General features: G+C 42.1%; 16 protein-coding genes. 7 read left to right on the top strand and 9 right to left on the bottom strand.

Features of this window, described 5'->3' with window-relative positions; genetic code table 11:
• Window positions 1-91: 91 nt before the first annotated feature.
• Window positions 92-1,063 (bottom strand): phosphate acetyltransferase, encoded by a 972-nt coding sequence (gene pta / locus C6347_RS01605; RefSeq protein ID WP_003215086.1) that lies wholly within the window; start codon window positions 1,061-1,063, stop codon window positions 92-94.
• 240 nt (window positions 1,064-1,303) lie between these two features.
• Here pta and hemQ point away from each other — a divergent pair, with 240 nt between their 5' ends.
• Window positions 1,304-2,074 (top strand): hydrogen peroxide-dependent heme synthase, encoded by a 771-nt coding sequence (gene hemQ, locus C6347_RS01600; protein WP_034660358.1) that lies wholly within the window; start codon window positions 1,304-1,306, stop codon window positions 2,072-2,074.
• 65 nt (window positions 2,075-2,139) lie between these two features.
• Here the strand turns inward: hemQ and C6347_RS01595 are convergent, their stop codons facing one another.
• The 3 genes from C6347_RS01595 to C6347_RS01580 form a co-directional block, all read right to left on the bottom strand.
• Window positions 2,140-2,634: a hypothetical protein gene (locus C6347_RS01595; protein ID WP_106071327.1), complete on the bottom strand. Its 495-nt coding sequence runs from the start codon at window positions 2,632-2,634 to the stop codon at window positions 2,140-2,142.
• Between the two features lie 4 nt (window positions 2,635-2,638).
• Window positions 2,639-3,610 carry an alpha/beta hydrolase family protein gene (locus C6347_RS01590; protein ID WP_106071326.1) on the bottom strand — a complete coding sequence of 324 codons (972 nt, stop codon included), beginning with the start codon at window positions 3,608-3,610 and terminating at the stop codon, window positions 2,639-2,641.
• Between the two features lie 554 nt (window positions 3,611-4,164).
• The gene (locus C6347_RS01580) at window positions 4,165-4,644 is read right to left on the bottom strand and encodes an Lrp/AsnC family transcriptional regulator (RefSeq protein ID WP_041816025.1); all 480 of its coding nucleotides are present in this window, start codon (window positions 4,642-4,644) and stop codon (window positions 4,165-4,167) included.
• A gap of 145 nt (window positions 4,645-4,789) precedes the next feature.
• Between C6347_RS01580 and C6347_RS01575 the strand changes: the two genes are divergently transcribed.
• The 6 genes from C6347_RS01575 (at window position 4,790) to C6347_RS01550 (ending at window position 10,890) form a co-directional block, all read left to right on the top strand.
• Window positions 4,790-6,022, top strand: a complete 1,233-nt coding sequence (locus C6347_RS01575; protein WP_106071325.1) for an MFS transporter — start codon at window positions 4,790-4,792, stop codon at window positions 6,020-6,022.
• A 150-nt stretch (window positions 6,023-6,172) separates the two neighbouring features.
• The gene (locus C6347_RS01570; protein ID WP_060597521.1) at window positions 6,173-6,775 is read left to right on the top strand and encodes a type 2 periplasmic-binding domain-containing protein; all 603 of its coding nucleotides are present in this window, start codon (window positions 6,173-6,175) and stop codon (window positions 6,773-6,775) included.
• Between the two features lies 1 nt (window position 6,776).
• On the top strand, window positions 6,777-7,484 hold the full coding sequence (gene bacB, locus C6347_RS01565) for a 3-((4R)-4-hydroxycyclohexa-1,5-dien-1-yl)-2-oxopropanoate isomerase (protein ID WP_060597522.1): 708 nt from the start codon (window positions 6,777-6,779) through the stop codon (window positions 7,482-7,484).
• Window positions 7,481-8,242 carry an SDR family NAD(P)-dependent oxidoreductase gene (locus tag C6347_RS01560; RefSeq protein WP_034660368.1) on the top strand — a complete coding sequence of 254 codons (762 nt, stop codon included), beginning with the start codon at window positions 7,481-7,483 and terminating at the stop codon, window positions 8,240-8,242. Before bacB ends, C6347_RS01560 begins: the two co-directional genes overlap by 4 nt.
• A 15-nt stretch (window positions 8,243-8,257) precedes the next feature.
• Entirely contained in the window at window positions 8,258-9,679 is a 1,422-nt protein-coding gene (gene bacD / locus C6347_RS01555; protein WP_106071324.1) for an alanine--anticapsin ligase, read from the top strand.
• Window positions 9,680-9,696: 17 nt separating this feature from the next.
• Window positions 9,697-10,890, top strand: coding sequence for an aminotransferase class I/II-fold pyridoxal phosphate-dependent enzyme (locus C6347_RS01550; RefSeq protein WP_181185422.1), 1,194 nt, complete (start codon window positions 9,697-9,699; stop codon window positions 10,888-10,890).
• Window positions 10,891-10,903: 13 nt separating this feature from the next.
• On the opposite strand, the gene C6347_RS01545 is transcribed toward C6347_RS01550, so the two are convergent.
• From C6347_RS01545 to C6347_RS01525, 5 genes are all read right to left on the bottom strand, one after another.
• Window positions 10,904-11,695 carry an SDR family oxidoreductase gene (locus C6347_RS01545; protein ID WP_276318048.1) on the bottom strand — a complete coding sequence of 264 codons (792 nt, stop codon included), beginning with the start codon at window positions 11,693-11,695 and terminating at the stop codon, window positions 10,904-10,906.
• A gap of 103 nt (window positions 11,696-11,798) precedes the next feature.
• Entirely contained in the window at window positions 11,799-12,254 is a 456-nt protein-coding gene (locus C6347_RS01540) for a dTDP-4-dehydrorhamnose 3,5-epimerase family protein (protein WP_060597527.1), read from the bottom strand.
• The gene (gene rfbD, locus C6347_RS01535) at window positions 12,247-13,101 is read right to left on the bottom strand and encodes a dTDP-4-dehydrorhamnose reductase (protein ID WP_060597528.1); all 855 of its coding nucleotides are present in this window, start codon (window positions 13,099-13,101) and stop codon (window positions 12,247-12,249) included. Before rfbD ends, C6347_RS01540 begins: the two co-directional genes overlap by 8 nt.
• Window positions 13,102-13,104: 3 nt before the next feature.
• A complete protein-coding gene (gene rfbB, locus C6347_RS01530; RefSeq protein ID WP_060597529.1) occupies window positions 13,105-14,070 on the bottom strand; it encodes a dTDP-glucose 4,6-dehydratase in 966 nt (321 codons plus the stop codon).
• On the bottom strand, window positions 14,067-14,807 hold the full coding sequence (locus C6347_RS01525; RefSeq protein WP_034660377.1) for a sugar phosphate nucleotidyltransferase: 741 nt from the start codon (window positions 14,805-14,807) through the stop codon (window positions 14,067-14,069). Before C6347_RS01525 ends, rfbB begins: the two co-directional genes overlap by 4 nt.
• Window position 14,808: the final 1 nt, after the last annotated feature.

Genomic DNA, 14,808 nt, shown 5'->3' with positions numbered 1-14,808 from the left:
ACGATCAGATTGTTTTCTTTCTATATTGTACACATTTGTCCAAAATAAAAAAACAGCCAGCACGAATCTATCGCGCTGACGAGATGCTATTTTATAGTGCTTGAGCTGCTGTGATAAGCGCAAGGTTGTAAACGTCTTCGGCATTACAGCCTCTTGAAAGGTCGTTTACTGGTTGGTTTAAGCCTTGCAAGATTGGACCTACAGCTTCAAAGTTACCTAAGCGCTGTGCAATTTTGTAGCCGATGTTTCCAGCTTCTAGGCTAGGGAAAACAAATACGCTAGCATCGCCTTTAATGACGGAATCTGGTGCTTTTTTCGCTGCTACTGAAGGAACGAAAGCTGCATCGAATTGGAATTCCCCATCAAGTACAAGCTCAGGTGCCTTTTCTTTTGCAATACGAACTGCTTCAGATACTTTTTCTGTTTCGTCTGATTTTGCTGAGCCTTTTGTAGAGAAGCTAAGCATTGCCACACGTGGTTCGATGTCGAACATTTTGGCTGTGTTTGCACTTTCGATTGCAATTTCAGCTAGATCTTGGCTATCTGGTGCAATGTTGATTGCACAATCAGCAAACACATATTGCTCTTCGCCACGAGCCATGATGAAGACGCCAGATGTTTTCTTTACGCCTTCTTTTGTTTTAATGATTTGAAGTGCTGGGCGTACTGTGTCAGCAGTTGAGTGTGCTGCACCGCTCACAAGTCCGTCTGCAAGACCTTTGTACACAAGCATTGTACCGAAGTAGTTTTCATCTAGTAATGCTTTTCTTGCTTGCTCTTCAGTTGCTTTGCCTTTACGTCTTTCTACGAAAGCTTGTACAAGCTCTTCAAAACCTTCATATGTATGAGGATCATACACGTCAACACCATCAAGTGTAAGACCTAATTCTTTTGCTTTTGCTTCAACTTCTTGTGTTTTACCTACAACAATTGGCTGCAAGACTTTGCCATCTGCTAGTTTTTGAACGGCTGTTAGAATGCGTTCGTCCATTCCCTCAGGAAAAACGATCTTTACTCCTTTACCTGCAACCTTTTCCTGAACTGTTGAAAAAATATCTGCCACTTATATACCCTCCTTGATTTTACAAAAAAAGCGTTCTCTTTTAAGCATACTCTTCTTCTACATAAATTCAAACTACCAACTTACATTATAGCGCTTACAAATTAAATTCTTATTTTTCAAACTAATTTAATCAATTTCCATAAAAGCTGTTTTCGTCGTTCAAGTTTTGATCACATCTTCACTTGGACAAACTATGTTATAGTTGGAATAGATGGAAAACTGTAAATAGGAGTGAAATAAATGAGCGAACAACATACAACCAATGAAGCAGCTCAAACACTAGACGGCTGGTATGCACTGCATGATTTTAGAACCTTTGACTGGACAGCTTGGAAGCTGCTGACAAGTGATGAGCGCCAAGCGATTCTTCATGAGTTCACAGGTCTATTAGAAAAATGGAAAACAGCTGAGCACGATAAGGCTGGAAGCCAAACAATCTATAGTATTGTCGGCCAAAAAGCAGATATTATGCTCATGATTTTGCGTCCAACCATGGAAGAACTGGGTGAAATTGAACTTGAATTCAATAAAACACGACTAGCAGAGTTTACAATCCCAGCTTATTCGTACGTTTCAGTTGTGGAACTCAGCAACTACTTAGCTGGAGGCGGAGATGGCGGAGATCCTTACGAGAACCCGCATGTACGTGCGCGTCTATACCCAGAGCTCCCTTCTTCTCAATACGTGTGCTTCTATCCAATGGATAAAAGACGTTCCGGCAATGACAACTGGTACATGCTCTCCATGGATGAGCGTAAATCACTCATGAGAAGCCACGGCTTAATTGGCCGCAGTTATGCTGGGAAAGTAAAGCAGATCATTACAGGCTCCGTCGGTTTTGATGATTATGAGTGGGGCGTCACTCTTTTCGCTGACGATGTGCTTCAATTTAAAAAATTGGTTTATGAAATGCGCTTTGATGAAGTCAGTGCACGCTACGGCGAATTTGGTTCCTTCTTTGTCGGAAACCGATTAGCAAACGAGCAGCTGGCGTCTTATTTCCATGTATGATAAACACTTAAGGCTTCGGAACTTTCCGAAGCTTTTTTATGTATTTGTTTAGAAAGGTGATCACATCATGAAAAACTTCCCCATCTTGGATATGTATAAACCTTTTGTCTTTTGCTTGTTATACTCTTTTCTGTATATGCTGCATAAACCATCAATCCTAAAGAAATAAAGACGTATGGTACGACCCATAATGAAAGAACTACATGATGTGTTTGCCATAGAGGGAATTCCGTAAAGTAAATTTGCATAATGATTACGGGTATGAACAAAATTATTTTCCAAATGAAACTTTGCTTTTTACTTGTGATTATTTCTGAAAACACAAGGCCGAAAATCATGATTGCATATGCTGTTCCATAGTGTCCAATCGATGATGTAATGTAGTGGATCAGCTGTAGCTGGCTAGATGAACCATCCAAGTAATAAGATAAAATTACACTTAAACCACCAAATCCCCCAAAAAAACCAATAAAACTGCCCCATCTTGTTTTTTCATTTTCAGGATAAGTAAGAAACAAAACTAAACTCATGGCCCACAACAATGCAGTTAGGATGAACATCATTTTATTTCTTTAGCCTACTTTCAATAAATTGAAGTGTGTCAGCTGCTATTCTATTTCTAGATAGAACAATTCCAGCATGCCCACAACTGTATACGTGCCTTTTAGGTTGATTCCAGCTATTCCACAGAGTATCAGCATCGTTTATGTCGATATACATGTCATATTTTCCTGATATTAAGAGTACATTTTCTTTGTCTACGAGAAGTTTTGCTTTACTAGGGTTCATAATATCCCAAGCTTTGTCGAGTTCTTCATACGTTGTTCCATGTTCCTCCAGATCTCTTCGTATATACTTCCCAGGAAGAGTGTTCCAGATGGAATGCGCAATATTATTCGCATAAAAAGCTGATACAACAATATTCACGTCTTTCTCGACTGTTGCTAATAAGTTTGTTAGCCACCCTCCTAAACTAATGCCAATTACTATTATTTCTCCACCTTCGTTTTCCTTGATCCATTTAATCAGCCCTCTAAGTTCAACAATAGCTTGCTGGGAGGATTGCACTGTTCGACTTATATTGGCGCTAATCATGTGTTCACCAGAATATGTTGAATTTTGTGGTTCCCTATCGAAATGATAAGGCAGCGTGTAGTAATACATATTCCAATCATAATTTTTAACGATTTTATCGTGATAAATCTTCTTAATTCTGTCGTATGAATCCATGCGCCATCCATGTACGAAGATTACATTGGGCTTGTGCTTAGACTCTTTACGCAAAAACACTTCCCCAGAAACCTTGTCATTCTTATTATCTACATCAGATCTGATGCTTGAATGAAAAGAAAATATCCCACTTTTTAAGTTTGTTGTATGGTTATCGATGTGAAATTCTAAATCAATTGGCTGAGCACTAAAAAAACGATCCCTATTACCTACGTCAATAGGTAAATTATTATAGTGACTTTCTTTGCTTCTTGTTCTGTGCATATCCATTAATGCTGCGTAATCTATTACTTTTAAAAGCTTCAAAAGAATTAACTCCTTTAATCTCAAATTATTACTTTGCGAATATTTTAGCATAAAAAGGTTATTTTTTTGGAAACAAATTAAATAAATAAATTGATGAATGAAAGCTAATTAGTAAGCCAATGATGTGTAATAAACAAGATATATTAAAGAAACAATTAATATAAAGATAAACAATAAAAATAAAAAGACAAAAAATATAAGGGAAATCATAAAAGACCTTATCGAAGCATATATATCAATAGGTTGAGAGATTTTAAAGATTAATATAAACCTACAATCAACAAACTCACATCAGCAATAATACCTTATTAACAATTCACATTTTTATAAATACATTTAGTCTGTTTAAGATATCTTGTAATACAGAATTTTATTTTCTATATATGCCTCAGCCATTCTGCCTTTAATATCGGGAATGCCGGCGGTGCAGCGCTTGACAGTCTTGCAGCTTGTACCGTTATTTGCTGAAGCTGTAACCTTCATTGGGCTCATCATTACGATTATGAGCTATCAGTCAGATAGACGAACAAAAAGGACCTGAGTCAGGTCCTTTTTTATTTCATCACGGTCATTTCTGGCTCTTCTATTTGTTTCACACGTTCCTGAACTGGATGGGAAAAGGAGTGCTCGGATAAGACGATATGAGATACGGTTTTTGTAAACCCAGACACTGCCTGAATAAAGGCTTCAATTTCTTCAAGAGAAGCGACTGACAGCTTAATGAAAAAGCATGACTGTCCTGCCACTCGATAAGCAAAAAAAGCGCGTGGGTGCTGATTCATAAAAGCCACAAAACGTTGATACTCCCCGTTTAGCACTGTGACTTCCAGCAGGCAGTCAATCATAAGCCCTAATTTTTTATAGTTAACCTGAACCGAATACCCTTCAATAATTCCTGCATCCTCTAATTTACGTACTCTTTCTGCTACCGCAGGTGCGGATAAATTGACTCGTTTGGACAATTCCCTCATAGACAAGCGGGCATCTTCTTTCAATTCATTTAAAATATGCACATCAACATCGGTGATTTTCATTCGTACCTCTCCTATCCGAAAGTCGTTCCATTTGAAAAGTATTTTATGATAATACTTATGATTCGAAATGTAAAATAAAACTAAATAATGGTAGAATTTATTTTAACGGAATTGAATGAAAAAGCAAGTATGGAGGGATCACCTGATGAAAGAATCTTTAGACAGCAAGGCTTCTAAAACGTTTCCCATCACACTTGCCATCGCGCTCACACTTGGCGTCTTTGCGGCGGGATCGGAAGAACTGGTGATTTCACCACTGCTGCCTGATTTATCAAACTCCTTTCAGCACTCTCTTGATATTCTCGCCCTTTCCATCAGCATTTATGGGTTAGCTGTGCTGGTTGGAGCCCCGCTGCTGGTTCCTTTAGGGGACCGGTATTCAAGGGAACTGTGTTTGATCATCGGGCTTTCTTTCTTTTTGATTGGAACCGTGATGTGTGCGGCTGCCCCGAATTTGGCAGTGTTTTTTGCTGGCCGTGCCATTTCTGGGCTGGCGACCGGTGTATTTGTGCCAACAGCCTATGCTCTTGTAGGCGACCGGGTTCCTTACGAATATCGAGGCAAGGTGATGGGACTCATTGTGTCGAGCTGGTCTCTTTCTCTTGTCCTTGGTGTACCAATTGGCGCCTTTATCGGTCAGAGTTTGAACTGGCGCTGGACATTTTGGATCTTCGCCATCATGAGTCTCGTTGTCCTGCTGCTCGTCATCCTTGAATCACGCAAACAAACCGCCACAGCGAATACAGGAACACCTCAAGCTAGGGAGAAAACTGGCTCTTTATGGGGAGCTTTGAAAATTGATCGTGTCCCCGCCTATTTGACCGTGACATTTTGTAATATGCTAGGATTTTATGGCATGTACTCGTTCTTAGGAGCTTATCTGCAAAGTCTGTTTTCTGGAGGGCAATCGACCGCGGGACTTCTGATCATGGCTTACGGCGTCGGTTTTTCCATGAGTGTATTTACAGGGAAATTAGCAGACTGGTTTGGCAAAACTCGTTCTCTTTTCTTTGTGCTGGGCGGCATTACGCTCGTTCTCGCCTTACTTCCTTATGCTCCTTTCTCATGGACATTGCTGATTTTTGCCCTATTTATTTGGGGTGCCATGCAAAGTTTATCCGTCACGCTTTTGAGCACTGTTCTAAGTGACTGCTCCCAAACCCACCGAGGCAAAGTGATGGCTTTTTACAGTCTTGCGTCCAACCTTGCCGTTATGCTTGGTTCCGCACTTATGGGACCTGTCTATGTCCATTTCGGCTATCATACGGTAGGGCTTGTATGTGCACTCGTTACGCTTGTTGGTTTTCTTATTAGCTTCGTCAGCTATAAACGTGAACGAACCTTACAGCAGAAACATAAAAACACATTTGAAACGTAAGCTCAATTCACTGCACATCTAGGTATGTGCAGTTTTTTTAGATCAATTTTTAATATCATTATAAAATACATTTTTTATAAATTTTGTTGACAATTGCCAATTTTATTTTTTATAATCTAGTAAAAATTTGAAAAAGATTGGATGGTAAACATGATCTTAAAGAATGATGTTTTTCATTTCAAAGAAGAGCCCATCGTTTCACCTAAGATGTTTACAGTCAATACACTAGGCCCTGAGGGGACAAGCAGTGAATATGCAGCAAAACATTTCATCTCTCATTCCACCACTACACTCGGCACTCATACGAAACTATCCCTTTACGACACGTTCGAAACTTGCATTGAACATACTCTCTCTAACGCACTCCAATACACTCTCGTTCCACACGCATACGAAGGAATCAAACACTTCTACATGAGACCTGACCTGCAGCTTTTACAAATTTTCAGATGTGACACACCCATGTATGGTTTGGCTGTCAGACCAGATTTCCCATTTCAAGAACAAATGCTCCACCATTTAAAAATTGTCTCTCACCCTGCACCTGTCAATTTGATTCAATATTTCATTCACCAAAATGCTGAATTTGAGCTAGTCAATTCTACAAGTACTGCCGCAAAAAAAGTAAGAGACGGCGAATTTGATTTCGCTTTAACTAATGAGGTAGCCAGAGCCACATACGGCCTCACCTTCATTCGAACGTTTAAAAGCATCCCAATGAGCTGGTCCATATTCGGAAAAGGAGAGATATAATATGCAAACTGAACAAAAGACGCAAGAACGATATTTTCCTCAAGCCAAAAAAGTAGAATGGGAGAATGGTGTCACACAATATTCCACGGTCAGAGGTGATACGGAAGTGTTAATTTCATACGTCCCTCCTCACACGATCATAGAACCTCACGAGCATCCCGAAGCACAAATCGGCATCGTATTAAAAGGCGAGCTTCAAATGACGGTCGGCCCATCGACCCAATTGCTCACCCCTTTAGAATCAGCCTATATCGCACCACCTTTTGTCCCTCACGGCGCATCTAACCTGACAGATGAGGAAGCGATCGCCATTGATATTAAGAGATTAAAAGATGGCGAGGAATATACGGCTCCTCCTACTTATTTCTTAGATATTTTCAAAACACGGGATTTACTCCCTGGCATGGAAGTCACCTTTTTTGTTGAGGATTGGATGGAGCTCATGATTGCCAACATTCCTGGAAATGGCGGTGAAATGCCTTTTCATAAACACCGCAATGAACAAATCGGCATTTGCATCAGCGGAGGTTATGATATGACCATTGAAGGCTTTACAGAGAAAATGGAATTTGGCACCACTTATTTCTGTGATCCAAAGGAAGATCATGGTGCGATAAATCCAAAGCCGGAAGCATCAAAGTCTATTAATCTCTTCTTCCCTCCCCGCTATAATCGGTTGAAGCCAAAAGCGTCTAAGGTGAAGAAATGAACCTCGACGGAAAAGTCGTCCTGATTACAGGAGGTGCATCAGGGATTGGGCTTGCCGCAGTCAAGCTTTTCCTTGAGCATGGAGCAAAAGTAGCAGTGGCTGATATCAATGAACAGAGCGGCAAACAACTCGTCGAATCATTGCCGCACGAGCATCTTGCGTTTTTCAAAACAGATATTACGAATGAGTCTGACTGTCAAAAAACCGTTCAGTTCGTGCTGAACCGTTTTGGAACAATTGATGTTTTGATTAACAATGCAGGCATCGAAATTGTCTCCCCCGTTCACGAGATGACGCTGGAGGATTGGAACCACATTGTACAGGTCAACCTGACGGGTGTATTTCTTATGAGTAAGCATGCATTGCCGCATATGCTTGAAAAGAAAAGCGGAAGTATTATCAATACAGGATCTGTCGGGGGTCTTGTCGGCTGGCCTGACATCCCTGCATATAACGCAACAAAGGGCGGTGTCATCCAGCTAACCAAATCCATGGCGGTCGACTATGCCGCCCATCAAATCAGGGTGAACTGTATCGCCCCGGGCATTATTGATACGCCATTAAATGAAAAATCCTTTTTAGACAATCATTCAGAAAGTCTTGAGGTTGTCAAAAAAGAAAAAGCAAAGGTGAACCCATTACTTCGTCTCGGAAAACCCGAAGAAATTGCGGGCGTCATGCTGTTTCTCGCCTCTGATCTATCCAGTTATATGACTGGAAGTGTTGTCACAGCAGATGGCGGTTACACCGCTAGATAAAAAGGAGTGCTTTCATTGAGTAAAAAAACCGTACTTGTCATTGCTGATCTGGGAGGATGCCCGCCCCATATGTTTTACGAAAGCGTGGCTGCATCGTATCATATCGTTTCTTATATCCCGAGACCCTTTGCTATTACAAAGGGACACGCTGAGCTAATCGAAAAATACTCCATTGCCGTCATCAAAGATCGAGATTATTTTGACACAAACCCTTCTTTTGAACACCCAGATTCTATTTACTGGGCACATGACGATTATCTGAAATCCGAGGAAGAGGTGGTGGACGACCTAGTTCGTGTGGCTTCCTTTTTCAAAGCGGATGCGATCACCACCAATAATGAATTATTCATTGCACCAATGGCAAAAGCTGCTGAGCGTCTTGGACTGCGCGGCGCTGGGGTAAAGGCAGCTGAATTAGCGCGTGATAAAAGTCAAATGAGGGCTGCATTCAACGCGGCTGGGGTCAAAGCAGTAAAAACTCTGCCTGTCACTACTTTAGCTGATTTCCAGCAAGCCATTGAACATATCGGGACACCGCTTATTTTAAAGCCTACATATTTAGCAAGCTCCATTGGCGTGACCCTTTTTCATGACCGAGCCGGCAGTGATGATCTCTTTTTAAACGTACAATCCTATTTGCAAACCATTCCCGTTCCAAACGCTGTGACGTATGAAGCTCCGTTTGTCGCTGAAACATACTTAGAGGGTGCTTACGAGGATTGGTATCAAGAGGACGGCTACGCTGATTATGTCAGTGTTGAAGGGTTAGTCGTTGAGGGTGAATATATCCCTTTTGTCATTCATGATAAGACCCCTCAAATCGGTTTTACAGAAACGGCTCATATTACTCCGTCGATCCTAGACAATGAAGCCCAGCAACTCATCATTGAGGCAGCAAAGAAGGCAAATGAAGGGCTAGGTCTTGAAAACTGTGCCACTCATACAGAGATCAAGCTCATGAAAAATCGAGAAACCGGATTAATCGAATCAGCAGCTAGATTTGCTGGCTGGAATATGATTCCGAATATCAAAAAGGTCTTTGGGGTAGATATGGCCAAGCTGTTGATTGATGTATTAGTCGATGGAAAAAAGGCTGATTTGCCAAAAGAACTGCTTTCTGGACATACGCATTATTTAGCAGACTGTCATTTATACCCTCAGCATTTCAAAGAGAGCGGACACATTCCGCCTGAGGTCACACATATCACCATTGATCATGTTCATATTCCGCAGGACACTTTAGTTGGAGATACTTTCATCATCAGTGAATCCGTCCCACCTAAAGGAACCTTTGTGGATCTATCTTTATTCGAAGCATTTAATGGCATCGTGTCTCTTGAATTAAAAGGGTCGTCTTCTCAGGATGTTGCCGCATCCATCCGTAACATTCAGAAGCAGGCAACCATTCAGTTAATGGATGAACTAGTGAAGGGATAGAAAGAGAGGGTAACGTGGTGAAGATCTTACCATCTAACATGATTGAACGGCTGCCAGAACAAAAATTTGGAACCGTATTTGAGAAAATTGCACATAAAACACAAAACGGAGCGAACATTGTGAACCTTGGTCAGGGAAATCCCGATCTTCCTACTCCTGCCCATATTGTGAGTGCCCTTCAAGAGGCAGCAGGCACTTTGCAATTTCAGCAATATGCTCCTTTTAGAGGCTTTGACTTTTTCAAGCAAGCCATTGCAGATTTCTACAGAAAGGAATTCGGCATTGAGGTTGACCCGCAGAAGGAGATTGCCCTTTTCAATGGAGGGAAAACAGGCCTTTATGTGATGAGTCAGTGCCTGCTTGATCCAGGGGACATTGCCCTCGTCCCCGATCCTGGATACCCAGAATATCATTCAGGCATCTTGATGGCGGACGCAAAGCCATACTGCATCCGACTGGAAGAGGAAAATGGCTATTTGCCGAATTTCCCTTCAATTGATCCAGACGTGTTAAAAAAGGCAAAGGTTCTTTTCTTAAATTATCCGAATAACCCTACAGGTGCTGTGGCAAGTGAAGCATTTTTTGAAGAGGCTGCGGAATTTGCCTCAGCTCACGGTCTGCATGTGATTCATGATTTTGCCTATGGTTCATTTCATTATGAGCAAAAACCAGTAAGCTTTCTAAAAGCACCTCTTGGAAAAAAAGTAGGCGTGGAATTATATTCTTTATCCAAAACATTCAATATGGCAGGATGGAGAGTCGCTTTTGCTGTAGGGAATGAGGACATCATTCATGCCATAAACGCCTTCCAAGATCATGTGTTTGTCAGTATGTATGGCGGATTTCAACAAGCCGCCACCATTGCCTTACAAAGTGATGACTGTCATATTCCATCCTTGAAAGAAGTCTACCTTGAACGAATGAATTTCTTCATCCGTCAAGCGGAGAAGCAGCTTGGCTGGACCATTGAACGTCCAGCCGGCGCCTTTTATTTATGGGCTTCGATCCCTGATGATTTCGAGGATTCTCATGCTTTTGCCGACTATTTACTCGAGCATGCAGATGTCGTCGTGACGCCTGGGGGTGTATTTGGAGCACATGGAAGACGTCATGTCCGCATCTCAATGGTGGCGCCAATTGAACAGCTTGCCCTTTTTATCAATCGGCTCCATATACTGCCGATTCGCTTTCATCAAAAAACCCGCATATAGCGGGTTTTTCATGTTATATACTTTTCATTGAACCACCATCGACGGATATTTGCTGTCCTGTGACATAGGAGGCTTCCTCTGATGCGATAAAAGCGGCCAATGAAGCCATTTCACTCGCTGAACCTACTCTTTGCATCGGGATTCCTGACGCAACAGCTTTTACAGCTTCTTCGCGTGCTAATGACTGTTGACGCATCATTTTTCCGATAAATTGTTCATACCGATCTGTAGCAATAAATCCTGGGTTTAAACAATTCACTGTGATTCCTGAGGGCGCAAGCTGTGTGGCTGCATTTTTACTAGCATTGATAATCGCTGCATTCATCATACTGTTCGTAAACATTTGGTCACCAGGTTCCTTCCAGAGGTTCCCGACAATTTGAATGATCCGGCCGTATTCATGTCTTTTCATCATCGCTGCCGCACGTTTCATCGTATCAATGTACGCAATGGCTTTCTGAGAAAATGCTGCGAGCATCTGCTCACTTTCACATGAATCAAAAGTATCTGGCTTCCCTCCTGGAATGTTATTAATCAACACATCCAGTCTGCCAAACTCTTTTTCTATTGCCGCAAAGGCCTCCGCTCGCACTCCTTCATGCGACATATCGCCACAGAAAAGAGACACCGGCTCTTTTGTTTCTGCCATACGCCCAATGTGCTGCTGCGCATCTTCTAGTGAGGATTGATTTCTAGAATTGATGATGACTTTTACATGGTCTTGGGCGGCAAGCTTTATAGCAATTGCCTTTCCAATCCCGGTACTTGCCCCTGTGACAAATGCAATTCTTTTAGACAAACTCATCCACATCCCTTTTCTACTCAACTTAGTAAACATACATAAAATGACACATATAGAATGTATTTCAACAAAAAAAGACCTTTCTCCTGCGAAAGGCCTCTGTTCTTTATTTAAATGTCGTTTCCCAATCAAATCCGATCGTCTCATCATTCCAAGCGATTCTCTTTTCATCTGGGTTTTTCGGGTCATAGGATTCTGTCGTGAAATACACAATTTGCAGCGGCGTCTCGCCTAGTACCCGGTAGCCATGTGCGACACCCTTTGGGATGAGGAGCAGCATTGGATTGTCTTCCCCCATATAATACACGTCGGTTTCACCCTTTGTAGGAGAATCCTCACGCAAATCGTATAAAACGACCTGGGCATGACCTGCTGGGAAAAACCAAACGTCGTCTTGCTTTTCATGATAATGAAAGGCTTTGATCACTCCTGGAAAGCTTTTCGACCACGATGCCTGCCCAAAGCGTTTCAGCATCGGCTCATCATCTCGAATGAGCTCTGCAAAAAAGCCGCGATCATCACAATGTTTCATGAGTTTTTTCGTTTGTACACCATCAATCATGCTGATGCCATCTCCCTTCTTTCTGCAAATATTCGTGAAGTGCATCCTTCCAATGTCTTGGTTGCCAGCCTGTGGCTTCAATCGCTTGAAGGTCTAACACAGAATAGGCTGGACGAGGCGTTTGGAAGCCGTACTCTTCCGTGGAAATTGGCTCAATGGTCGTAGACAGGCCGCTTTTTGCGACAATTTCTGACGCAAAGTCAAACCAGGAACAGCTGTCTCGGTTACTGACATGGTAAATCCCTGCCTTCTGATCAAACAAATGAATGATTGCCTCTGCGACATCCTTTGTATAAGTAGGTGATCCTACTTGATCGTTCACGATGCGCAAATGATCCTTTGTTTCTGCGAGCCTAAGAATGGTATTCACAAAGTTATGTCCCTCATGTCCGTATAGCCACGATGTACGGATGATTTTCACTTCGTCTGACACGAGATGAATCAATTCCTCACCAAGCTTTTTACTTTTTCCATAAATGGTTTGAGGATCTGCTTGTGCATCGACTTGGTAAGGGCTGTCTGCTTGCCCGTCAAATACATAATCTGTACTGACATGTAACACATCAGCCCCCACGTTCTTTGCCTCCAGCGCTGTATAATAGGCGCCAATGCCATTGACAAGATACGCCTTTTCCGTTTCTGTTTCACATTGATCAACAGATGTATATGCTGCTGCACTGACAACAATATCAGGCTGAAAGTGTCTCATTGCGTGTCTGACTGCTTGCTGGTCTGCGATATTGAGCATACTCCTCGTTAAGGCAATGACGGTGATATCTTTTTCCTTGAGCTGTCTGCTCAATTCTTTCCCTAGTTGCCCGCCTGCACCGGTGATTAAAACTTTCATCCGTCACCCTTCTTCGCCCTGATCAAATTTGGCACAATACCAATTGATCGTTTTTTCAATACCTGCTTCAAATGACGTCTCCTGCGTCCAGCCGAGCTCCCGTTTTAGCTTACTGGCATCAATGGCATACCGTCTGTCATGCCCTTTTCGATCTTGAACAAACGCAATACGGTCATGACTGATCCCGAGCTGCGTCAGAATGGTCTTGGTCAAATCGAGATTCGTTTTCTCGTTGCCGCCGCCAATATTGTACACCTGCCCAGCTGTTCCGCTTTCAAGGACCTGCTTTACAGCTCTCGCATGATCCTCTACATACAGCCAATCGCGAATCTGCTGGCCGTCTCCATAAATCGGGATGTTTTCACCATTGATCGCTTTTCTAATAATAGTCGGTATTAATTTTTCTTCATGCTGATACGGTCCGTAGTTGTTGCTGCATCGTGTGATCATCGCGGGTAATTGGTGAGTGTGGATATAAGATTTCACAAGCAGATCTGAACTCGCCTTGCTTGCTGAATAAGGATTATTCGGTGAAAGTGGTGTTAGTTCTGTGAAAGCAGGATCATCCAGCTCCAAATCTCCATATACTTCGTCTGTTGAAATATGAATGAGTTTTTTCGCCTTTCCTTTTAAGACTGCCTCCAGCATACGATAGGTGCCGAGCACATTGGTTTGAATAAAGGGCTCAGCCGATTCAATACTGCGATCAACATGGGATTCCGCTGCAAAATGAATGATGGCATCATAGACTTCATCAAATGCTTGATCCAACTCATGCTGAAGGGTGATATCCCCTTGAATAAAACGAAAATGAGACAGCTTTAATAATTCATCCATCTCCTCTGGATGACTGGCATATGTTAACTTGTCAAAAACAGTGAGCCGGACATCGGTTTCCTGAAGCAGCAGCTTCACAAAATTTAGTCCAATAAATCCCGCTCCGCCTGTAATTAAATAAGACTTCGTCATTCGTATCCCTCTTTTTTCTTCATCGTTTCAAACATTTTCGTAGATGCTTGGTGGAGAGATTCATGTGTTCCTGCATCAATCCACCACCCTTTTAACATATCATAGGTCAGCTGGCTATTTGAGATATAGAGATTGTTTACATCTGTAATCTCTAATTCGCCTCGATCTGACGGCGAGATTTTCTCTATATATTGAAAGACTTCTTGATCATAAAAATAGATGCCGGTGACGCAGTAAGATGAACGCGGATGCTCCGGTTTTTCCTCAATTGATAATATCCGGTGGTGAGCGGCATCAATTTCTGCAATGCCAAACCGCTTTGGATCTGCCACTTCTTTCAACAGAACCTTCGCTCCGCTTTCTTGCTGCTGAAAGGCTTCAACAAAAGGGCTTAGCGAATCCTCAAATACATTATCACCTAGCATCAGCACAAATTTCTCCTCTTCTACAAAGGGCTTTGCATAGGATAAACCGTCCGAAATTCCAGAAGCTTCAGGCTGTACCTGATAGACAATGTTCATCCCGAGTTCCTGATCGCCTTCAAGTAGCTTTTGAAACAGCGGGATTTGTTCTTCTTGTGATATGACCATCACATCTAAAATCCCTGCTTCTTTCAGTTTGAACAAAGACCAATAAATCATTGGATATGGACCAACCGGCAATAAATGTTTATTGAAAATCTTCGTTAAAGGTGCCAGTCGTGATCCCTTTCCTCCTGCTAAAATAACTCCCTTCACA

The organism is Bacillus sp. NMTD17, from assembly GCF_002998735.1.
Lineage (GTDB): Bacteria > Bacillota > Bacilli > Bacillales > Bacillaceae > Bacillus.
This window is presented reverse-complemented; position numbering and strand designations above follow the sequence as displayed.